At 59.2% G+C, this 21,013-nt stretch carries 21 protein-coding genes; 10 read left to right on the top strand and 11 right to left on the bottom strand.

Going from position 1 to position 21,013, the window contains the following annotated elements; genetic code table 11:
• Nucleotides 1-303: 303 nt before the first annotated feature.
• A complete protein-coding gene (locus DW937_RS08725) occupies nt 304-780 on the bottom strand; it encodes a hypothetical protein (protein WP_120120682.1) in 477 nt (158 codons plus the stop codon).
• Nucleotides 781-1,201: 421 nt separating this feature from the next.
• Between DW937_RS08725 and DW937_RS08730 the strand changes: the two genes are divergently transcribed.
• Entirely contained in the window at nt 1,202-1,873 is a 672-nt protein-coding gene (locus DW937_RS08730) for a hypothetical protein (protein WP_120120683.1), read from the top strand.
• Between the two features lie 62 nt (nt 1,874-1,935).
• Here DW937_RS08730 and DW937_RS08735 read toward each other — a convergent pair whose 3' ends face one another.
• Both DW937_RS08735 and DW937_RS08740 read right to left on the bottom strand, forming a co-directional pair.
• Complete coding sequence (locus DW937_RS08735) at nt 1,936-2,268, bottom strand: acylphosphatase (protein ID WP_120120684.1); 333 nt, start codon at nt 2,266-2,268, stop codon at nt 1,936-1,938.
• A gap of 1 nt (nt 2,269) precedes the next feature.
• Nucleotides 2,270-3,925, bottom strand: a complete 1,656-nt coding sequence (locus tag DW937_RS08740) for a putative manganese-dependent inorganic diphosphatase (RefSeq protein ID WP_120120685.1) — start codon at nt 3,923-3,925, stop codon at nt 2,270-2,272.
• A 232-nt stretch (nt 3,926-4,157) separates the two neighbouring features.
• On the opposite strand from DW937_RS08740, the gene DW937_RS08745 reads away from it, so the two are divergent.
• The 3 genes from DW937_RS08745 to DW937_RS08755 all read left to right on the top strand — a co-directional run bounded on the left by DW937_RS08745 (nt 4,158) and on the right by DW937_RS08755 (nt 7,256).
• The gene (locus tag DW937_RS08745) at nt 4,158-4,955 is read left to right on the top strand and encodes a hypothetical protein (protein ID WP_243111450.1); all 798 of its coding nucleotides are present in this window, start codon (nt 4,158-4,160) and stop codon (nt 4,953-4,955) included.
• 90 nt (nt 4,956-5,045) lie between these two features.
• A complete protein-coding gene (locus tag DW937_RS08750; RefSeq protein WP_120120687.1) occupies nt 5,046-6,413 on the top strand; it encodes an MATE family efflux transporter in 1,368 nt (455 codons plus the stop codon).
• Between the two features lie 183 nt (nt 6,414-6,596).
• Entirely contained in the window at nt 6,597-7,256 is a 660-nt protein-coding gene (locus DW937_RS08755) for a phosphatase PAP2 family protein (protein ID WP_118529211.1), read from the top strand.
• A gap of 54 nt (nt 7,257-7,310) precedes the next feature.
• Here the strand turns inward: DW937_RS08755 and gluQRS are convergent, their stop codons facing one another.
• Together gluQRS and DW937_RS08765 are read right to left on the bottom strand one after the other, a co-directional pair.
• On the bottom strand, nt 7,311-8,288 hold the full coding sequence (gluQRS, locus tag DW937_RS08760) for a tRNA glutamyl-Q(34) synthetase GluQRS (RefSeq protein WP_120120688.1): 978 nt from the start codon (nt 8,286-8,288) through the stop codon (nt 7,311-7,313).
• Nucleotides 8,289-8,363: 75 nt separating this feature from the next.
• The gene (locus tag DW937_RS08765; protein WP_120120689.1) at nt 8,364-9,911 is read right to left on the bottom strand and encodes a PTS transporter subunit EIIC; all 1,548 of its coding nucleotides are present in this window, start codon (nt 9,909-9,911) and stop codon (nt 8,364-8,366) included.
• Nucleotides 9,912-10,159: 248 nt separating this feature from the next.
• Between DW937_RS08765 and DW937_RS08770 the strand changes: the two genes are divergently transcribed.
• Complete coding sequence (locus tag DW937_RS08770) at nt 10,160-10,771, top strand: hypothetical protein (RefSeq protein ID WP_120120690.1); 612 nt, start codon at nt 10,160-10,162, stop codon at nt 10,769-10,771.
• Nucleotides 10,772-10,849: 78 nt separating this feature from the next.
• On the opposite strand, the gene DW937_RS08775 is transcribed toward DW937_RS08770, so the two are convergent.
• Both DW937_RS08775 and DW937_RS08780 read right to left on the bottom strand, forming a co-directional pair.
• A complete protein-coding gene (locus tag DW937_RS08775) occupies nt 10,850-11,974 on the bottom strand; it encodes a DUF362 domain-containing protein (protein ID WP_120020820.1) in 1,125 nt (374 codons plus the stop codon).
• Between the two features lie 411 nt (nt 11,975-12,385).
• Nucleotides 12,386-13,246 carry an undecaprenyl-diphosphate phosphatase gene (locus DW937_RS08780; protein WP_256372191.1) on the bottom strand — a complete coding sequence of 287 codons (861 nt, stop codon included), beginning with the start codon at nt 13,244-13,246 and terminating at the stop codon, nt 12,386-12,388.
• A 223-nt stretch (nt 13,247-13,469) separates the two neighbouring features.
• Here DW937_RS08780 and DW937_RS08785 point away from each other — a divergent pair, with 223 nt between their 5' ends.
• Genes DW937_RS08785 through DW937_RS08805 form a run of 5 tightly spaced genes read left to right on the top strand, consistent with a single transcriptional unit; the run spans nt 13,470 to nt 17,020 of the window.
• Nucleotides 13,470-13,883, top strand: coding sequence for a TrkA family potassium uptake protein (locus DW937_RS08785; RefSeq protein WP_005937093.1), 414 nt, complete (start codon nt 13,470-13,472; stop codon nt 13,881-13,883).
• Between the two features lie 16 nt (nt 13,884-13,899).
• Nucleotides 13,900-14,565: an NAD-binding protein gene (locus tag DW937_RS08790; protein WP_118529207.1), complete on the top strand. Its 666-nt coding sequence runs from the start codon at nt 13,900-13,902 to the stop codon at nt 14,563-14,565.
• On the top strand, nt 14,562-14,993 hold the full coding sequence (locus DW937_RS08795) for a hypothetical protein (protein ID WP_097774085.1): 432 nt from the start codon (nt 14,562-14,564) through the stop codon (nt 14,991-14,993). Before DW937_RS08790 ends, DW937_RS08795 begins: the two co-directional genes overlap by 4 nt.
• The gene (locus DW937_RS08800) at nt 14,990-16,342 is read left to right on the top strand and encodes a PH domain-containing protein (protein ID WP_120120691.1); all 1,353 of its coding nucleotides are present in this window, start codon (nt 14,990-14,992) and stop codon (nt 16,340-16,342) included. The genes DW937_RS08795 and DW937_RS08800 overlap by 4 nt, the downstream gene beginning before the upstream one ends.
• A gap of 21 nt (nt 16,343-16,363) precedes the next feature.
• A complete protein-coding gene (locus tag DW937_RS08805; RefSeq protein ID WP_120120692.1) occupies nt 16,364-17,020 on the top strand; it encodes an HAD family hydrolase in 657 nt (218 codons plus the stop codon).
• 63 nt (nt 17,021-17,083) lie between these two features.
• Here the strand turns inward: DW937_RS08805 and DW937_RS08810 are convergent, their stop codons facing one another.
• The 4 genes from DW937_RS08810 to DW937_RS08825 all read right to left on the bottom strand — a co-directional run bounded on the left by DW937_RS08810 (nt 17,084) and on the right by DW937_RS08825 (nt 21,013).
• The gene (locus DW937_RS08810) at nt 17,084-18,406 is read right to left on the bottom strand and encodes an ABC transporter substrate-binding protein (RefSeq protein WP_120120693.1); all 1,323 of its coding nucleotides are present in this window, start codon (nt 18,404-18,406) and stop codon (nt 17,084-17,086) included.
• A 99-nt stretch (nt 18,407-18,505) separates the two neighbouring features.
• A complete protein-coding gene (locus DW937_RS08815; protein ID WP_005937160.1) occupies nt 18,506-19,213 on the bottom strand; it encodes an ABC transporter ATP-binding protein in 708 nt (235 codons plus the stop codon).
• Nucleotides 19,206-19,955, bottom strand: coding sequence for an ABC transporter ATP-binding protein (locus DW937_RS08820; RefSeq protein WP_005937157.1), 750 nt, complete (start codon nt 19,953-19,955; stop codon nt 19,206-19,208). Before DW937_RS08820 ends, DW937_RS08815 begins: the two co-directional genes overlap by 8 nt.
• A gap of 2 nt (nt 19,956-19,957) precedes the next feature.
• Nucleotides 19,958-21,013 (bottom strand): branched-chain amino acid ABC transporter permease, encoded by a 1,056-nt coding sequence (locus DW937_RS08825; RefSeq protein ID WP_120020815.1) that lies wholly within the window; start codon nt 21,011-21,013, stop codon nt 19,958-19,960.

Here is a 21,013-nt window from a genome sequence, read left to right on the forward strand (position 1 = left end):
GTCAACAGGCAGATCGCCCAAATTCCGCAGTTCTTTTTGGCAATTGTCCCCAAACGCAAAAAAGCCCCGGGGCGGGGCAGACTCCTTCCGTCAAACCCTGCGGGTTTGCCACCTCCCTCAGTGAGGGAGGCTCTGGCGAAACCGGAAGCTTTGCACCTGAGCCGGAAGCTTTGCCGCCGGGAAAGGCTCCCTCTTTGAGGGGGCTGTCGCCGCAGGCGACTGGGGGAGTTTGCTCCTAAACGCAAAAAAGCCCCGAAGGGCGGCCTTGCGGCCACGCTCCGGGGGAAAGGGTGAGGAATTTTTTTACTTTTTGCCCTTGAGGCGGATGGAAATACCAATGTAGCTCTGCTCGTTGTTGCTCTGGACCACAACGCCTATATTCGACCAGTCGCCGTTCTGGTTCACCGTGACACCAGTATTCGTGTCAACGTACTCCGAGATTTTCTTCAGCACAGCGTTCAGAAGGGTATCCTTATAATCATACCGGGCGGTGATGGTAATGACCCGGTCATTTCCCACCTTTTCCGAATGGAAATTGAACGCTGTCAAGTAGCCAGCAATCTTGAACTTCGCATCAAGATCCTTGCGATCCTCGTTCAAGTGCCCTTCAGCCACTGCGCGGAGCTCTGCGTCATTGGTCGCCTGGACGCCCTTCTCCTGACTGATTTTGGCCATCACTTTCTGCTCTTCGGTTTGACCACCGCCGCCACAGGCGGTGAACAGGAGCATGGTCAGCGCGCCTGCCAGAAGCAGGGCAACGATCTTTGACAATTTCTTCATAAGGTATCCCTCCAGTCTTGTTTTTTGTGGTTATGTTTCTTTTTTGGGGGGTGACCCCCTTTGTGTCACGGGGGGTTTTTCTGGCCTTATTGTATCCGACAGCAGTTGGTTTTGTCAATTGAGAAGATGCATAAAGTTTCCGAAACATTTTCGTTCAAAATCAACGAAACAGCGGCTTTTTGTTGCAGTATTGAGATACACCGTCCTTATTTCGCAAAGGTTCTTTACCGTACTGGAAAATCTTCTTCCGGCCGGAAGCTCCATGCTGTTCTTTTCCGGGGCACAGTCCTTCCCGGTTTGGACAGATGTTGTGTTCCGATCCATCTTTCAGAATTCTTTCAAAAAATTACGATTTTACACAATTCTACCATTTTTGCATGGTAAAATAAGGTCGTAGAAAAAACAAAGGATGTGGCTCAATATGCAACACTGTCCCGCCCGCGCGGCACAGCGGCTGGCGGCGGCAGTTCTGGCGCTGTGCCTTGTGCTGGCTCTGGCCGTTCCCCACGCACACGCAGCTGCCCTGCAGGAAACGCACGGCATCCGGATGCTGGACTTCAGCACCAGCCAGATCCTTTCCATCGGCAACCAGACCTCCGGCAAATGCAGCTGGTACGCCTTGCGCTATGCACGCACCATTCTGGATGGAAAAGTTTCCTCCGGCAGCGGCATGTGGTCAAACGGTGCGGTCTGGTCTGCGGGCGGCTACTACGGTTATTCCGGCAGCCTGTCCGAGTGCCTGCAGAAGCTTTACAGTGAGCTTTCCGCCGGGAAGCCGGTGATCGTGCACCTGAAAAACACCGCGGTGAGCGGCGTAAAACGGCACACGAACCGCACCTCCAGCTATGAATACCACCTGACCGGCTCCGGCTGGAACGAGGTGAACTACCCCCATATCGCCACCAGCGCCGCCTATGGCCACTGGGTCTGCGTGGTGGGCATCCGCCCGGATGCAGACCCCGCGAACCTGAAGGAGAGCGATTTCTACGCGCTGGACCCGGCCCGTGTTTCCGCAAACGGCACTCTGGCTGTGACCCGGCTGCTGGACGGCACCATCTGGACAGACAATTCCCCGCTAAAAACAGCAGGTTGATAAATTTAGAAAGAGCAAAAAAGCTGACGCTTTCGCGTCAGCTTTTTTGTTTGCAGTTCAGATCAATACCCCTTTACCGAGAAGCCCCGCTCCCATGGGTCGGGCGGCAGATCCTTCTGGCGGATGCCGGTGATCTGGATGTAATCGCTTTTCTGGATCATGGCGAACAGCCGCAGAAACTTTTCCGGGTCGCCCTGCACTTCCAGCGTCACGCTGCCGTCGTCCTCGTTCTCCACCCAGCCGGTCAGTTCCAGCGTCTGGGCCGCATAGCGGGCGCGGTAGCGGAAGCCCACCCCCTGCACCTGCCCTTCGATGGAATAGCGGCGGCGCACAGTGCCTTCCGGCAGGGAGGGCGGCGTGGCATCCTGTGCTTTTTTATGCAGAAAATCAAACATCTTACAGCTCCTGATAGGCGGTCATCAGCGCCGGGATGAACTGCTTTTTGCGGCTCACCACACCGGGCAGGGTAAAGCTGCCGTCCTCGGCGGGCTGGGTCTCAAAGCCGTCGGCCAGCACCTCGGAGGCATAGCGGCCATTGCTGATGACCACGCTTTCTTCCTTGGGCACATCGGTAAGCAGCATGTAGATGTCCTCCACGTTCTGCTTGTTGCGGGCTTCTTCCAGATAGGGCTGCAGCAGCGCTTCGGCGGCAAGCAGGTTCTTGCGGGTCATGTAGCTGCCCTGTGCCACGCCAAAGCGGATATCACCGCACATGAACACCTTGAAGTCCTGCAGGAACACCTCCTCGGCGGTCTTGCCGTCCAGCTTTTCGCCTGCTTCGAACATCTCATTAGCAAACTCGTTGATGTCCACCCCTGCAATTTTGGCAAGGCGGCGGGCGCTGGCTTCATCCACGGGGGTGCAGGTGGGGCTGCGGAACATCAGGGTATCCGACAGGATAGCCGCCAGCAGCAGACCGGCCGTCTGGGGCGGGATCTCCACGCCGTTTTCGTCGTACATCTGGGTGACGATGGTGGCGGTGCAGCCCACCGGCTGGTTGCGGAAGTACACCGGGCCGCTGGTTTCCAGACTGCCGATGCGGTGGTGGTCGATAATCTCAAGGATCTCGGCCTGGTCGAAACCCTCCACGGCCTGTGTGGCTTCGTTGTGGTCCACCAGAATGATGCGGCGCTTGCGCAGATTGATGATGTTGCGGCGGCTGACCATGCCGCAGTATTTGCCGTCCTCGTCGAGGATGGGGAAATAGCGGTGGCGCACCTTGGCCATCACGCGGGTAACATCGGCCACCGGCGTGACGAGGGTGAACTTCATGATGTCGCTGCGGGTCATATAGTAGGAGATGGGCGCACACTGGCTGATGAGCTTACCGGCAGCATAGGTATCCACCGGGGTGGTCATGATGGCAACGCCGGTCTCCTCGGCAATGCGCTGGATGGTGCGGCCCACCTTGGCGTTGTTGCACAGGATGAGCAGGGACGCTTCCTTCTCGATGGCGCACAGCTGGCTCTCGTAGCGGTTGGTCAGGATCACGATGTCCCCTTTTTCCACCGTGCTTTCCAGCATTTCGGGCGTAGCGGTGCCGATGCGGATGTGGCCGGTGGTGCACACGTCATCCTCACTGCCCACCGCCATGGTGCCGTCCAGCGTTTCCAGAATGTTCCGGAAGCTGGTGCGGCTCTTGGCAAGGATGCCGGTATCGAACACGTCCATGTTGGCTGTGGCGATATCCTTCACGGTGATCACGCCTTCCAGCTCGTTGTCTGCACTGGTAACAGGCAAGGTGTCGATCTGCTGGTCACGCATGATCTCCCACGCCTTGCGCAGGCTGGTGGAGCCGGGGATGCCGGGCATCTCGCGGTAGTCCACATCGCGGATCTTCGGGTTCACGTCCGTGCACATGCGCGGGGGCTTTACCCCGAACTTTTTGAGCACGAACTCGGTCTCCTGATTCATTTTGCCTGCACGGCGGGGCTCACAGACCAGATCACTGGTCTTATTTTTCAGCTCTGCATAGGCAATGGCCGAGCAGATGGAGTCGGTATCCGGGTTGCGGTGGCCGATCACGACCACCTTATGGGCTGCTTTTGGCATATTGTTCCCCCTTTGGGTTCTGATTTACCTTTTATTTCTTATCTCATTTACCACAGTGCACTCCCCGCTCCTGCAAAGCGCGGTGCACCTCAGGTTTATTTTAGCACAATTGCCTGCACGGGTAAAGTGGAACAAACACGCTGCGGCGCGGCTTTTCCGCCTGCCGCAGTCCTTGACAGACCCTGCAAAAAACGGTAAGCTTTACCTGAAAAAAACATAAATGGAGGCATCTATGAAAAAACAGTTTTTCCGCATCCTCTCCTGCTGCGTGCTGCTGGCCTGCCTGTGCGCCCTGCCCGCCTACGCACAGGAGCCCAAGGCCGCACAGCCCGCCGCAAAAGAGGATAAGGTGGTAACAGATATCACCGGTTCTGCCGACCTGATGCTCAATATCGTTGGCTTTACCACCAACTTTGGCGGGCCGTACCACTTTGCGCAGGCAGACCACAAGTCCCCTGCGCAGGCCTACGGTGATGCCCCTGCCGAGGGAGCCGTTGCGGTGCTGCGGCTTTTTGCCCGCGCCGATGACCACGGCGATGTTCCCCTCAACACCAGCGGACACAGCTTCCTCACCATCACCAATGTCTCGGAGCAGGATATCAATGTGGGCGGACTGCTCATTGCGCCGGATACGTCCATCACCGTAAGCACCCGCGGCAACCGCTGCGAGCATTCCGGCATCTGGTACAATCTGGAGGGCTACTACAAATATTACCTGAACGCTTCTTACTATCAGAATCTTTACGGCATTCAGGTCTCACTGGACCAGAGCCAGCTAGACACTGTAAATCAGGCATTGGCCAACGCAGACCACTGGTCGGCTATTTACAACTGCACCTCGTTCTCTGCGGGCCTCTGGAATGCCGTGTGCTCCGATACGCTCTGCGCCGGTGTGCCCGAGACCCCGGCCGACCTGAAAGCGGACATGCTGAGGAAGTACCCAGACAAGACGGTGTTCGGGCCGACCGTCCCGTATGATTATATCGTATATTACGGCACCAGCCTGACCCCCAGTCGGGAATTTTCCTGACAGAAGATTTTCTCTTGTAATTCTGCGCGTTCTGCTGTATGATATAGGTCATGTATCCAAGTGTATCTTGTCACCGTCACGGAGGAACCTATGACAGCAACCAAAACGCCCGCGTTCCATAAGCCGCCGCTGTTCACCCGGCAGCAGCTCATTGCCCTGCTGCTGCCGCTGATCGCAGAGCAGGCGCTCAGCGTGACCATCGGTCTGGCCGACACGCTGATGGTCTCCTCGGTGGGGGAAGCCGCTGTTTCCGGCGTGAGCCTTGTGGACAGCTTCAACACCCTGATGATCCAGATCATGAGCGCCCTTGCCACCGGCGGCGCGGTGGTCACCAGCCAGTACATCGGCCGGCAGGAGCCAAAGGATGCCAAGAATGCAGCGGCGCAGATCCTGTTCATCCTGTCCAGCTTCAGCCTGCTGGTGGCCGCCGTTGTGGTGGCGGGCCGCCATGCCATCCTGCGCGGCATCTTCGGCTCCATCGACGTGGACGTGATGCGCTATGCCGAGACCTACTTCCTTCTCTCGGCCCTGAGCTACCCGTTCATCGGCCTGTACAACGCCGGTGCGGCCCTGTTCCGGGCGCAGGGCAACAGCAAGATCAGCATGATGTCCAGCCTTGTGATGAATGTGGTGAACATTGGCGGCAACGCCGTGCTGATCTACGGCTTCAAAATGGGCGTGATGGGTGCCGCACTGGCCAGCCTTGTGTCCCGCGCCATTGCCTGCGTGGCTGTGCTGTACCTGCTGCAGCGGCCCGCCTGCCCGCTGCGGGTGGACGGCCTGCAGGCCCTTGCCCCGAAGGCACGGCTCATCCAGCAGATCCTGCGGGTGGGCATCCCGGCCGGTATTGAAAACGGCATGTTCCAGATCGGCAAGCTGTCCGTTTCCAGCCTGACCTCCACTCTGGGCACCGCCGCCATTGCGGCCAACGCCGTGGCAAACACCACCACCACCTTTTTGAACATCCCGGCCAACGCCGTGGGCATGGCTGCGCTGACCGTGGTGGGCCAGTGCCTTGGCGCAGGCGAAAAGGATCAGGCCGTGTATTACTCCCGCCGCCTGATGCTGTTTGCCTACTGCGGCGCATGGTTCATGAACCTTTCGGCCTTTCTGTTTGCCAACAGGTTTGCGCTGAGCCTGTTCAACCTCTCGCCGGAGGCCTACGCCATGGCGCTGGAAGTGATGGTGTGGTTCAACATCGTTTCGCTGTTCATCTGGCCTTCCAGCTTTACCATGCCCAACATCCTGCGTGCGGCAGGCGATGCCCGCTTTACCATGACCGTGAGCATCGTGTCCATGTGGGCCTTCCGGGTGGGCTTCTGCTACCTGTGTGTGCTGGCCTTCCACGGCGACCTGCTGGCCATCTGGATGGGCATGTATCTGGACTGGGCGTTCCGCTCCCTGTGCTTCTTTGTACGCTTCCTGCGCGGCAAGTGGCTGGAACAGCAGGTCATCTGAATCTTTCCTCTGCATTTTATAAGAGCCTGCCGCGAAGGCAGGCTCTTTTTTACGCAATACGCACAAATAATTTATTTGTTTTTCAGCAATGTTGTCTGCTTTCGTTCTTGTTTTTGTCACATTCCCGGCGTATAATTTCACAGTGCTAAGAGCTTTCACTTCTGCAAAAAGGAGGCTTTTTCAATGAAACGCAGTTGGTTTTCGCGCCATCCGATTTGCTTCATGGCGCTGTATCTCATACTTTATCTTTCCGCATTCAATTTCCTGAACACCCAGATCCATATGCCGCACATCCTCGTGCACTGCCGGCTGGACGATCTGATTCCCTTCTGCAAATATGCGGCCATCCCCTATTTTGCATGGTTTCCGTGGATCCCGTTCACCCTGTTCTTCCTTCTGTGGAAGGCACCCCGGGAGGACTTCTGGCGGCTGTGTATGCCGCTGTTCAGCGGTATGACCATTGCGCTGGCCTGCTACGTGATCCTGCCCACCGGGCTGAATCTGCGCCCCTGCTATGTGCCGGGCACAGACATCTTCGCCCGTGCGGTGCGGTTCCTGTACAGCACCGACACACCCATCAATGTCTGCCCGTCCATCCATGTGTTCAACTCGGTCACGCTGATGCTGGCCTATCACCGCTGCCGCATCTTTGAGCAGCCCCGGTTCCGCTGGATGCGCCCGGCCGCTGATGTGCTGTGCATCTCCATTGTATGCTCCACCATGCTGCTCAAGCAGCACAGCTGCATCGATGCAGCGCTGGGCGCTTTGCTGGCGCTGGCACTGGATACCGCGTTCAGCCGTATGATGGACACCAACGATCTGCCGCAGATGCGCCGCATCTGAATCTCTATAAAAAAGAAATGCGCTGTCATCGGGGGCAGCGCATTTCTTTTTTGTTCAGAACAGATCCTCCGGCAGGCAGACATCCTGCTTTGGCACCTTTGCCCAGGAAAAGTCCTTGATCAGGCTTTCCGGTGTGCGGGGCGCAGGCTCCGGCTGCAGGCCGTAGGCGTAGGCAAGCTTGCCCACGATCTCCTGCGCGGTATACTTTTCCCGCAGGTTTTCCAGACTCTGGTCGCCGTCGCGCTTGGAGAGCCGCCGCCCATCCGGGGCCAGCAGCAGCGGGCAGTGGGCAAACCCCGGTGCCTGCAGGCCCAGCAGGCGGTACAAATACAGCTGCCGTGCCGTGGACGAAAGCAGGTCTGCACCGCGCACCACTTCGGTAACGCCCATGCGGGCATCGTCCACCACCACGGCCAACTGATAGGCAAACACGCCATCTGCCCGGCGCAGGTAGAAGTCACCGCAGTCGTGCAAAAGATTTTCGGTGTGCAGGCCCATGCAGCCATCCACAAATGTGATGTCCTCGTCCGGCACCATCAGACGGTAGGCAGGGGCCTTCTTTTTGCTTTTTTCCTCAATTTCGGCAGCGGTCAGGCCGCGGCAGGTGCCCGGATAGACCACGTTGCCGTCCGAGGTATGGGGCGCGCTGGCCGCGTGCAGCTGGGCGCGGGAGCAAAAACACGGGTACACAAGGCCGCGCTCTTCCAGCTTTTTGTAGCTTGCGGTGTAGATCTCCGCGCACTCACTCTGGTAATAGGGGCCGTTCGGCCCACCGGTGCTGCCGCCCTCGTCCCACGCAAGGCCCAGCCAGTCCAGATCCTGTTCCAGCAGGTCGGCATAGATGCGCGGGCAGCGCTCGGCATCCAGATCCTCAATGCGCAGCACGATACGCCCGCCCTGACTTTTTGCGCTGAGCCACGCCAGCAGGCTGCAGGCCAGATTGCCAAGATGCAGCCGCCCGCTGGGGCTGGGGGCAAAGCGGCCAACCACCTCAGGTGTTTTTTTCTGGTTTAGAAACGGTTTTTCCTGCATTGAAAATTTCCTTTCGCAATTTGTAAGCTTTCTCTGTACTGGCAGGCCATCGTGGAGCTTTCTCCGCCGTCCTGCCTAGAAAAGTGCCCTGTCCAGCCGCCGCTCCACCGCCTGCCGCACCTCCGGCGCGCGGATGCCGTACACGATCTGCACATCGCAGCCGCTTTGCACCACACCGCTGCAGGGCAGGGCTTTCAGGGCCTGCTCCTTGACGAAGGCCGGGTCGTTCACCGTGACACGCAGGCGGGTAAAGCAGTTGTCCACCGTGCGGATGTTCTCCCGCCCGCCAAAGGCTGCAATGAGCTTTTCTACTCCCTGCTCGTCCAGCGGCAGGGCCTTTTCCGGCCGGGACGGCTCTTCCGGGCGGCGGCCCGGTGTGGGCAGGTCCAGCGCCTTGATGAGCACAGTGAACACCACAAAATACACCGCGATCTGGGCAAGGCCCAGCAGATACAGCACCGGGTAGTTCGTGCGGGCCGCACCAGCGGAAAGGTTCATCACAAGCGACCCCAGAAGGTTCGAGGTAAACGCCGTGACTCCGCACAGGTGCAGCAGCACGATGAAGATGCCGGAGATGGCTGCGTGCGCCAGCCACAAAACCGGTGCCGAGAAGCAGAACAGAAAATCCAGCGGCTCCGTAATGGAAGCCAGCGATGCCGTAAAGGCCAGCGGCAGCAGCTGAAGAGCAGTCTTTTTGCGGCTGCCCCGCCGGGCACAGAAGATGAATGCCGCCGCAATGCCAAAGTAGCCGAAGGTCTTGGTAAAGCCGGTGTACATCCACACGATGCCATCCGAAAACGGCAGGCCGAGGTTATATTCGGTCATCGTGACCACATAGGCACCGGTATAGGTGATGCTGCCCACCGTGAGCTGACCGCCCAGCTGCGAGAACTGGAACGGCATATACACCAGATGATGCAGCCCTGTAGGGATGAGCAGCCGTTCCAGAAAGCCGTACAAAAACAACCCGATATTGCCGGAAGCGGCAATGAAGCCGGTGACGGCCGCAATGGCCTTCTGGACAGGCGGCCAGACAAAGCAGGCCCCAAAGCCCAGCACCGCCGCCAGTGCCGCCATGCAGGCAAAGGACCACCGCACACCGGAGAACACACCGCCCAGAATGCCGCGGTGGGCTTTTTCGCAGGTGCGGTCATACACAAAGGCGGTGAGCAGGCCCAGCAGAATGCCGCCGAACACGCCGGTATCCACAGTCTGGATGCCCAGCACCATGGTCTGGCCTGCGCTGTACAGGCCGGTAAGCGCATCCGGCTGCGCCAGCAGGCCCAACTCGGTCAGCGTTACATTGCCCGCTGTCAGGTAGACAAGATAGCTCATCAGGGCGATGAACGCCGCCTGATGCTTTTCCCGCTTTGCCAGCGCCGCCGCAAGACCGGTGCAGAACAGCACGCTCAGATTTGAAATGACCGCCGTGAGGCATTTGTAAATGATCCTGCCCGCCAGCTGCACCGGCTCCCACCGCAGAAAGGGCAGCACCCCGGCCAGCGGCGCACTGGTGAGCAGTGCGCCCACCACCAGCAGCAGGCCCGCCGCCGAAAGATAGCTCAGCGGTGCCAGCATTGCGCGGGAGAACCGCTCCAATGCGGCTGTGATGCGGTGCTTCATGGGCGTTTCCCTCCTTTCCGGCTGACGTGGGCAGACACTATACTTGTAGTCAACCGATTTTTGCAAAAAATGTCAAGAATGCAAAGTTCCCAAAAATACATTCCTTCTTTGTGCAGGGTGCATATTTTCTGCTTGAAATTCGTTCTGCGCTGTCCGATTGACAACCGCCGCGGCAGAACGTATACTTAGGGTGTATCGTTTTGAAGTGCTGCGGCCCGGCTGCGGCACCGCTCAAGGAGGACACTACTATGAAATCAAGATATACCCGCATCCTCTCGCTGCTGCTCTGCGCAGCGCTGGCCTGCAGCATTCTGGCAGGCTGCGGCGGCTCAACCGCCAGCAGTTCCGAAGCGCCAAGCTCTGCCAGCAGTTCTGCAAGCTCTGCTGCTTCCGGCGAAGACCTGCCCGATTCCACCACCCGGGCCGACACCTCCGGCCTGAACCCCGGCGATTTTGACGAGAACTCCATCTTCTCCATCACCGGCACCGCTGCCGCCTTTGAGCCCTGTCTGGGCTGGGGGCCGGGTGTTTCCGGCTGCTCGCTCAAATCGGTGATCGCAGCGGCATCCCTGCTGCAGTGGGCAGAAAACGCCCGCCTTGCCTCCCGCACCCCGGAAGCCGTGCAGGAAGCTTTCTACAGCTGGTACGACACGCTGGACGCTGATGAGCAGGAAAGCTTTGCCGAGGCCTGGACGATGATCGAGCCGGACGCGCTGAGCCTTTTGAGCGACAAGGACAGCATGGCTGGCCGCATTGAGGATGCCGGCCTTGACCCGGACACCCTGCCCGGCTGCACCCTGAAGAACTGGCAGGCCCTGCAGACCGTGCTGGACGACTGCGTGCCCGCAGCGGGCCAGTGAACCCAACAGAAAAAGAAGCTGACCGGGCTGGTCAGCTTCTTTTTGTTTTTGCGGAAAAGGCCGGGGCCGCCTGCGGCATCAGACCTTCTTCAGCACATACTGGCGGGTGCCCATGCCGATCTTCTCGGCCTGCTCCAGCGTGGCCTTCCACTCGATATTGGGGTTGGAATCCTTGAAGTTGTCGTGGTGGCAGTTCCAGCCGGGCTTTGCAAGGTTCTGGCCCAGCTGGCTGTTCGGTAGCGGCTGTGCATTCAGGCAGGCGTCCGCGCAGGCCTGATCCAGCGCCACCGGGTCAAAGGACGCAAAGATGCCGATATCCGGCAGAATGGGAGCATCGTTCTCGCCGTGGCAGTCGCAGTTGGGGCTGATGTCCTGCACCAGAGAAATATGGAAGCAGGGACGGCCTGCGCATACGGCAGCCGCATACTCGGCCATTTTGCGGTCCAGCATCTCATTGGCGCTGTCGCACTGGGAATAGATCGCGTCAAAGTTGCAGGCACCGATGCAGCGGCCGCAGCCCTTGCACTTGGTCTGGTCAATGACGGCCTTGTTGTTTGCATCGTAGGTGATGGCATCGGAGCCGCACTCCTTCGCGCAGCGGTGGCAGCCGCGGCACAGGCTCTGCTGCACCTCCGGGTGTCCGGCGGCGTGCTGTATCATCTTGCCTGCGCGGGAGCCGCAGCCCATGCCGATGTTCTTGAGGGCACCGCCGAAGCCGGTGGCTTCGTGGCCCTTGAAATGGGTCAGGCTGATAAAGATATCTGCGTCCATGATGGCGCGGCCGATCTTTGCCGTCTTGCAGTATTCGCCGTTCGGCACCGGCACCTCTGCTTCATCGGTGCCGCGCAGGCCGTCCGCAATGATGACCTGACAGCCGGTGGTCATGGGCCAGAAACCGTTCAGCTGGGCGCAGGTGAGGTGCTCCAGTGCGTTCTTGCGGCTGCCCGGATACAGGGTGTTGCAGTCGGTCAGGAATGGCAGACCGCCCTGCTCCTTGCACAGGTCGGCCACCACCTTGGCGTAGTTGGGGCGCAGGAATGCCAGATTGCCCAACTCACCAAAGTGCATCTTGATGGCAACGAACTTTCCGTCCATATCAATGTCCTTGATGCCGGCAGCAATGCACACGCGGCGCAGCTTGTCCAGCAGGCTGGTGCCCACGGGACAGCGGAAATCTGTATAATAGACCTTGGATGCTTCCATAGCAGGTTCCTCCATTTTGTTTGCGCGGCACGCTGCCGCATACTCTCTTGTTTTGTAGTATAGCACATCTTTTTGCAAAGAAAAAGTGCTGTCGTAAAGGGCGGCGGGCACGCCCTCCACGTCCTCGCTTCCGGGTGCCAGTCCATCCAGCGCGGAAAGCCCTCGCACTCCGTAAAAACGGCATCTTTAAATCTGGCAAAGTCCTGTGCCCTTTGGCAGACAATGGCATCGCGTCAGCGCTGCCGCAGAGGGCGCACCCGCCTTGGCTGCATCGAAATTTTTTGCCGCTCACAGCACCGTAAAAAAACAAATGCCGCTTGCCTTCACGACCCTTCCCGTGAAAAAACGACCCCGGAAAATCCGCAGATTTTCCGGGGTTGTAAATTATAAAAATAATTCTTCCGCTTAAAATCAGAAGATTGCCGTCGCAGCCGCCACTGCCAGCACGATGATGCCCAGCACGATGCGGTAGGCACCAAAGAACTTGAAATCGTGGCGCTTGACGTAATCCATCAGGAAGCGGATGGCGGCAAGGCTCATGCCAAAGGCCACCACACAGCCCACTGCCAGCACAGCCACCTCGGTGCCGGTCATCACAGAACCGCCGACAACGAACTTGACCACCTTGAGCAGGGATGCACCCGCCATGACCGGGATGGCCAGATAGAAGGTGAACTCTGCCACACAGGCGCGGGACAGGCCCAGCAGCAGGCCGCCCACGATGGTGGCACCGGAGCGGGAGGTGCCCGGAATGATGGCCAGACACTGCCACAGGCCAATGATGATGGCATCGCGGTAGGTGATCTGCTCCAGTCGGCTCACGTGCGGCGCGGCGCGGCGGTTCTCCACAACAAAGAACAGCGCGCCGTACAGAATGAGCATCGCGGCAACCGTGATGTAATTGTAGAAGTGAGCTTCCATCCAGTCGTCCAGCGGGCTGATGATGAGCACCGGGATCGTGGCCGCTACCACCTTGAACCACAGGTTCCACACACTGGGCTTGGAAATGACCCTGCCCTGCTTCATGCCAAAGGGCCACAGCTTGCCCCAGAACAGCACCACCACGGCCATGATGGCACCCAGCTGGATGACCACACGGAACATGGACATGAACTCTTCGCTTGCGTTGAATTTGATGATCTGCTCCAGCAGGATCATATGACCGGTGGACGAAATGGGAAGCCACTCGGTAATGCCCTCCACAATGCCCATCAGGATGGCTTTGATGATCTCAAAAAACGTAAGTACCCCTCCTTGTGCACAAAGGCACAGCAGCTTATTTTCTTCCAGTATACCATACTATGTCTCTGCACGCACGCAGAATGCGAAAATTTTTACGCCCGCCGCCACTTTTGCCCTGCAGGCTGTTACTGCGTCGGGAAATGTGTTATACTGATGCAAAGACCCTTTTCCTTCTATTTTATCCGCAAATCAAAACAGAGTTTAAACACTTTTGGTATTTTTGTTGAACCATTCTACAACGAGGTGAATCCATATGAATATTCTGGTGATCGGCTGCGACCAGGTGGGTGCTTCCCTCATCCGCGATCTGGAACGCATCGGCCATGATATCTCGCTGATCGAAAAGGATCCCGAACAGCTCAAGCGTCTGGATGCCTTTGACGACTACAGCTTTGGCGGCACGGCACTGGTGGGCGACCCCACCGACCCGGATACCCTGCGGCAGGGCGGCATTGACAGCTGCGATGCCGTGGCCGCTGTGAGCGAGGACGACTCGGTAAATCTGATGGCGGCACAGATCGCAAAAAGCATCTTCCGCCGTGAGAAGGTGATCTGCCGCGTGTCTGACCCGCACCTGCAGGTGCTGTACCACAAGGCTTACGAGATCGACACCATCTGCCCCACGGTGCTCACCGAGCAATCGGTGTTCCGCGCACTGGCAAAGTAAAAAGTGAGGGAAGCATATGAAAGTTTGTATCGCAGGCGGCGGCAAGGTGGGCATGTATCTGGCCCAGAGCCTGCTGGCCCACCGCCACAAAGTGACCATCATTGAACCGCAGGAAATGCTGTGCCGTTCGCTGGCCGATTCGCTGGATATCCCGGTGATCTGCGGCGATGCCATCAGCTTTGACACCATGCGCACGGCCGACGTTGCCAGCTGCGATGCCTTTGTGGCCGTGACCGGTGCGGACGAGAACAACCTTGTGGCCTGCCAGATCGCAAAGCGGGAGTTTGGCGTGAACCGCACCGTGGCCCGGGCCTCCAACCCCAAGAACCGCGAGCTGCTGCACACCTTAGGCGTGGACACCGTAGTGTGCGGCACCGACAACCTGAGCCACATCCTTGAGCGCGAGATCGAGACGGATACCATCCGCCAGCTGCTCTCGCTGGGCGGCGGCACTGCCAGCCTGAACGAAATTTTGCTGCCGGAGAACTTCCAGTTTGCAGGGCAGGCGGTCAAGGACATCCCTATGCCGGGCGACGTCATTCTGGTGTGCATCACCCGCGATGCGGAGTTCATCATCCCCCACGGCAATACCACCTTACTGCCGTGGGACCGCATCCTCTGCCTGACGCAGGATGACACCCTGCACCTGCTGATGGATGCATGGGGCCTTTCCGGCAAATGACCGAACGTGACCTGCTGCGCACGGCGCTGATCATTCCGCCCAAGGGCCGGGCCGTACTGTGCGTCTGGGCCGCTGTTCCCGGCGTGTTCTGCGCGCCTTTTGTGTTCTGGCAGAGCCTGTTTGCCGGGTGTATTTTCTGTGCCCTGTGGGCGTGCCTTGTGTTCGCCGCGTGGGCAAGAGCCTGCAGCTTTACCGCAGTGCTCACCGCCCGGAACACTGCCGTGCGGGCCGGTATCGCCGTTCCCATCACACGGCAGCTTCCCCGCCGGGCCGTGACTGGCGTGTGGACCCTGCGCACGCCGCTTCTGTGGCTGGCCGGGTGCAGCGTGCTGGTGGTGCACGGCCCGGGCGTACAGCTGTTTCTGCCGGGCGTGGATGCCCTGCAGGCGCAGGCCCTTGCCGCTGTGCTGATGGAGGAAACGCCATGACCGAACGCGGCTTCCACCCGTTTGCGGTGCTGCATTTTCTGCGCAAGACCATTCTGCTGTATCTGCTGCCGCTTTTGCAGGTGCTGTTTGCCCGCAACTGGGCGGCGCTGCGCACGGCTCTGGTGCAGGGCGCGGCGCTGCTGACAGTGCTTGCCGCTGTGAGCGCCGCTGTGCTGCACGCAGGCCGCTGGCGGGTGGATGTACAGGGGACCCTGCGGGTGCGCTGGCGGCTGGGCGTGCGGCTGGACCGCTGCCTGAAAGCCAGCCAGCTGGCAGCGCTCACCATCGATCGGCCCCTGCTCTACCGGCTGGCCGGTGCCAGCCGGGTGGTGCTGTACCCTGCCGGGCAGAAGCGCACCCTGACCCTGCTTTTGAGCGCGCAGAACGCGCAGTTTTTAGCTGACCGCATGATGCCGCGCCGGGATGCTGTGGCCCACACCCCGCGCGGCGGCGAAAAGCTGGCCTTTGCGGTGCTGGGTGCCAACGGCCTTTCCACCCTTGCTTTGCTGGCGCTGGCCATCAAACAGAGCAGGCCCTATGCGCCGGATGCCCAGACGGCGGCCTTTGCCCACCTGAACCGCATTGCGGCGTGGGCGGCGCGCTGGCTGCCCATGGGCACAGCATGGCTGCTGGTGCTGGGCGGTGTGCTGTTCTGCGCAAGCCTTGTGCGCAGTGCGGCCCATGCGGCCCATTACACCGTGTGGCACACCGAGAGTCACCTTGGCAGCAGGGGCGGCTTTGTGCGCCAGTACGAGATGCGCCTTGCGCTGGAACATCTGAGCTATGCGGACCTGCGCCGCTCGCCTGCTACATGGGCACTGGGCTACTGCCCGGTGTTCGTTACAGCAGGCAGCTGCCAGCCGGAGATCCCGTTGCTGGTCTGGCGGGAGAACGGCCCTTTTCTACAGGAGCTTCTGCCCGGCTTTGCCCTGCCGCCAAAAGCCCCGGTGGACACCGCAGGCCGCAGCATCCCGGCGTTTTTTCTGCCTGCCGGCATCCCCTGCGGGCTGTGCCTGCTGCTGACAGCGGTATCCCGCTACACCCTGCCTGCCCTCACGGTGCCGCTGCTGGTGGTCACCGCCGTGTTTGCGGCCCTGCTGGTGGGTGCGTACAACGGCTGGCGCAAGGAGGGCATCTGGCTGCAAAACGGCCGTCTGACCCTGCGCTGGCAGCACGGCTTCCATCTGCACGAGATCTGCGTGCTGTGCCCTGCACCGGCCCTGACGGCCATGCAGTCGCCGTGGGCCGCAGCGGTGCACCACACGAACCTCACCCTCACCTTTCCGGGCGGGGTGAAGTGCAGGGTGCGCAGCGTGAAGTGCAGTGAACTGCCTTTTTTACTTTTCTGAAACTGTAAGGAGTCTTTTTCTGTGATAAAAACTGTATTATTCGATCTGGACGGCACCCTTCTGAACACCATCGACGACCTTGCCGATGCAGGCAACTGGGTGTGTGCACAGCACGGCTGGCCCACCTTTACGGTGGAACAGTTCAAGCACATGGTGGGCAACGGCATCCCGAAGCTGGTGGAGCGCTTTTCCCCGGAAAATGCCCGCACGCCGGAGCAGCTGGCGGCCACGCTGGCCGAGTTCACCGCCCGGTACGATGCCCACAAGGAGGACAAGACGGCCCCCTATCCCGGCATCCCGGAGTTGCTGGATGAGCTGCGGGCAAAGGGTGTTCCGTGCGCAGTGTTCTCCAACAAGGCCGACCCGCTCTGCGGCAAGATCATCGCCCACTATTTCGGCACAGGCCGCTTTGCTGCCGTGCGCGGCAGCAGGCCCGGTGTGCCCACAAAGCCGGACCCTGCCGGGCTCTATGCGCTGATGGACGAGATCGGTGCAGACCGCTCTGCCACCCTGTTCGTGGGCGACAGCGATGTGGACATCCTCACCGGACACAATGCCGGGCTGCCCGCCATGGGCGCGCTGTGGGGCTTCCGGGGCCGTGCAGAGCTGACCGCTGCCGGTGCGGATGCACTGGCGGCAGTGCCGGAGGATATTTTCACCTATATCAAAAACAACTGAAGATGCAAAAAGGCGAGCCGCCCAATGGGCGGCTCGCCTGCTGTGTTCTTTGGGGGAACTTTATCAGCCCAGAGTGACTTCCTGGATCTTGGAGGAAGCGAACTCGAAGGGCCAGACGGTCTTCCACTCCTGATCCTGCACCTGTGCGATTGCAACAGAAGCGTAGGTGTTGTCACGGTAGTGCTTTACGCCGCCGATCTCGTACTCGGGAGTGAACTCGATCTTGGAGTAGGGCAGAACGATCTTGCGGCCGCCCTCGAATGCACCGTCGATGGACAGCTCTGCCAGAGCGTCGCGGACAGCGGCACCGTCGGTGGAGCCGGCCTTCTCGATGGCGGACTTGAACAGCCACACAACGGTGTAGGACTCAGCAGAGTGGCCGTTCATGTTGACATTGTAGACCTTCTTGAAGTCCTCGTTGATCTCCACGCCGTTGGTCAGGTCGGGGTTGAACTCGACAACAGAAGCCACGCCGTTTGCGGATGCGCCCAGGTTCGGGATGAAGGAAGGATCGGTGAAGCCGTTTGCCTTGGCAACGATCATCTTGGGCTTGTAGTTCTGCTCCTTCAGGGTCTGGACGAACAGGGTAGCGTCGCCGATATAGGAGTCGCACAGGATGGCATCGGGATCAGCCTGCTTCAGAGCCAGGATCTGAGAGGACAGGTCGGTCGCGTTGGAGCTGTAGTCCACTTCGGCCACAACATCCAGACCGTAGTCCGGTGCAAACAGGTTGACGCAGCGGATCAGCTCCTGACCGATGGCAGCCTTATCGGTGAAGATGGCGACCTTCTTGATCTCGTTGCCGGTCTGCTCCTTGGAGTCCTGCAGATACTTCAGCATATCTTCCACGTAGACGGAGTTCAGCGGGCACAGACGGAAGAAGTAATCGTAGTCCTTGTGGTCCTCGTCGGTCAGACGGTCCAGCGTGGAGATAGCGGTGATCATGGGGATGCCGTACTGCTGGCAGACCTGAGCCACGACCTCGGTAACAACGGACATATGGCAGCCCATAATGACGTTGACGCCTTCCTGAGTGATCAGGCGCTCTGCCTCAGACTTACCGGTGGCTGCGTCGCCTGCATGGTCGCCGCGGACAACTTCCAGCATCTGACCGTTCACGCCGCCTGCCTTGTTGATCTCGTCCACTGCGAAGTCGATGCCGCGCAGGATGTTCTCGCCGATGGCTGCGTTGCCGCCGGACATTGCGTAGATGGTACCGATCTTGATGGTGTCACCGCTGGCTGCTGCAGTGCTGCCGGATGCTGCGGTGCTGGTAGATGCTGCAGTGCTGGTGGAAGCGGAAGAGCCGCCGCAGGCGGTCAGAGCAGCTGCACCGCCCAGAACGGCAGATGCCTTCAGGAAGCTTCTACGAGAGATCTTTTTCATAATTGTCCTCCAATTCTGTTTGTAAAAAACAGCTTGTTAATCCGAGATGCCCCGCCGCACCGTGTGAAGTAGTGCCCGCCGGACATCCAGTTTCCAAAATCAGATGCCGAGGTACGCCTTCTTGACGTGCTCGTTTGCCGAAAGCTCGGCGGCGGTGCCTTCCAGCGCCACGCGGCCATTCTCAATAACATAGCCGCGGTCAGCCGCTGCAAGGGCCTTGGTAATGTCCTGCTCCACCAGCAGCACCGAGATGCCGTCATTCTTCACCATGGTCTTGGCCACTTCCAGAATGTCGTCCACAATGTTGGGGGCAAGGCCCAGACTGGGCTCGTCCAGGATCAGCAGCTTGGGCATACCGATCAGCGCACGGGCCACGGCCACCATCTGCTGCTCGCCGCCGGACAGGGTGCCGGCAGCCTGCTTTGCGCGCTCGCGCAGTTTGGGGAACCAGTTATAGCACTTTTCCAGATTTTCTGCAAAATGCGCCTTGGTCTCCTTATTGAATGCACCCAGTTCCAGATTTTCCAGCACGGTCATCTCGGTAAAGAGCTGACGGCCTTCCGGCACCTGCACGATGCCGCTGTCCAGAATAACGCGGGAGCTTTTGCCGGAGAGGTCCTCCCCGTTGAACTCCACCTTGCCGGAGCTGGCCTTGACCATGCCTGTGATGGTGCGCACCATGGTGGTCTTACCGGCACCGTTGGAGCCAAGGATGGCAACGATCTCGCCATCCTTCACCTCAAAGCCGATGTCCCACAGGATGTTCACAGAGCCGTAACCGGCGTTCAGACCTTCAACTTTAAGCACTTGCGCCCTCCTTTTTGGTGCCCAGATACACCTCCATGACGTAAGGATCGTTCATGACCTGCTCGGGCGTGCCCTCAGCGATCTTTTCGCCGTGGTGAAGGACGATGACCTTCTCGCACAGGCTCACGACCGCCTTCATGATGTGCTCGATGAGCAGGATAGTGACACCGGACTCGTTGATCTTGCGGATCAGCTGGATGGCCTCTTCGGTCTCAGCCGGGTTCAAGCCTGCCATGTTCTCGTCCAGAAACAGCACTTCGGGCTTGGTGGCCAGAGCGCGGGCCATCTCCAGACGCTTCTGGTCCGGCGTGCCCATGTCCTTGGAGATCACATGACGCTTTTCGTACAGGCCGGTGAAGTGCAGCACCTCCATGGCGCGCTCCTTGGCCTCTTTTTCGCTCTTTGCACCGGCGTGGCCGAAGTAGGCTGCTGCGGTGACGTTATCCAGAACGCTCAGGTTCTTCAGAGGTTTCATGATCTGGAAGGTGCGGGCGATCTTCATGTTGGTGTACTCATACGCCTTTTTGTTGGTGATGTCCTCACCATTGTAGAAGATCTTGCCTTCGGTGGGCGGGTAGTAGCCGCAGATCATGTTGAAGGTGGTGGATTTACCAGCACCGTTGGGGCCGATCATGCCGGTGATGGAGCCTTTCTCCACCGAGAAAGAAACATCATGCACGGCGGTCAGACCCTTGAACCGCTTGGTCAGGCCCTGGACTTCAATAATAGGCTTTTCTGCCATGATTACTTCCCTCCCTTGTCTGCCATCAGCTCATACTCTTCCAGCACGTCCAGAGACGGCTTTTTGAGGATCTTTTCATCGATGAAGGTCTTGACCTTCGAGTTCATGTACCAGCCCAGAATACCGGACGGACGGAAGCGGATGACCACGATCAGCACGATGGCGTACATCAGCATGTTGATGCCGGGCAGGATGGCGGCAAAGTTTGCACGCAGCAGTTCGCTCAGCGGGATCATGATGAGGCCGCCGATCAGCGGGCCTTCGATGTAGGCAGCGCCGCCCACGACTGCGGGCAGCACGATCTCGGTGGACTTGGACTGGATCATAACATCCGGGTCGATGTAGCGGATGTAGCTGACGTAGAAGAAGCCGACCAGACCGGCAATGATAGCCGAAATGACAACGGCAATGACCTTGTACTTGGTGGGGTTGATGCCGATAGCGGCGGCTGCGTCCTCATCCTCGCGGATGGTGCGCAGCGCAAAGCCCAGCTTGGAGCGGCCGATCTTCTTCATGATGAGGTAAACGCCCACCATCATGATGAAGCCGATGTAGTAGTACGGCACCTTGCTGGTAAAGCGGAACTGCGCAAAGGAGTCCTTGCCGAAGGGCAGGCCCACACCGGATGCGCGGCCGAAGAACTCCGAGTTGATGATGAACTGACGGATGGACTCGGCAAACGCGATGGACACCAGCGTGAAGTAGGGGCCGCGCAGGATCAGGCTGGGGAAGAAGATGACACCGGCCACAACGCCCACAACGAGCATATCCAGCACAGCGGCCACCCAGGGGTTCATGCCCGTCTTTGTGACCACCAGACAGCACACATAGGCACCCAGACCCATGTAAGCGGCCAGACCCAGCGAGTTCTGGCCGGTGATGCCGCCCAGAATGTTCCATGCCATGGACAGGGTGGACATATAGAAGGTAAGAACGAAAATGTTGATGATGTAGGGTTTATCCACGACCAGCGGGATCGCTGCGAAGATGGCGATGATGATAGCCAGAACGATCGCCAGATTGCGGTGATAGGTTTTAACTGCTTTTCTGGTATCCAT

This window comes from Faecalibacterium sp. AM43-5AT (assembly GCF_003603345.1).
Taxonomy (GTDB): Bacteria; Bacillota; Clostridia; order Oscillospirales; family Ruminococcaceae; genus Faecalibacterium; species Faecalibacterium taiwanense.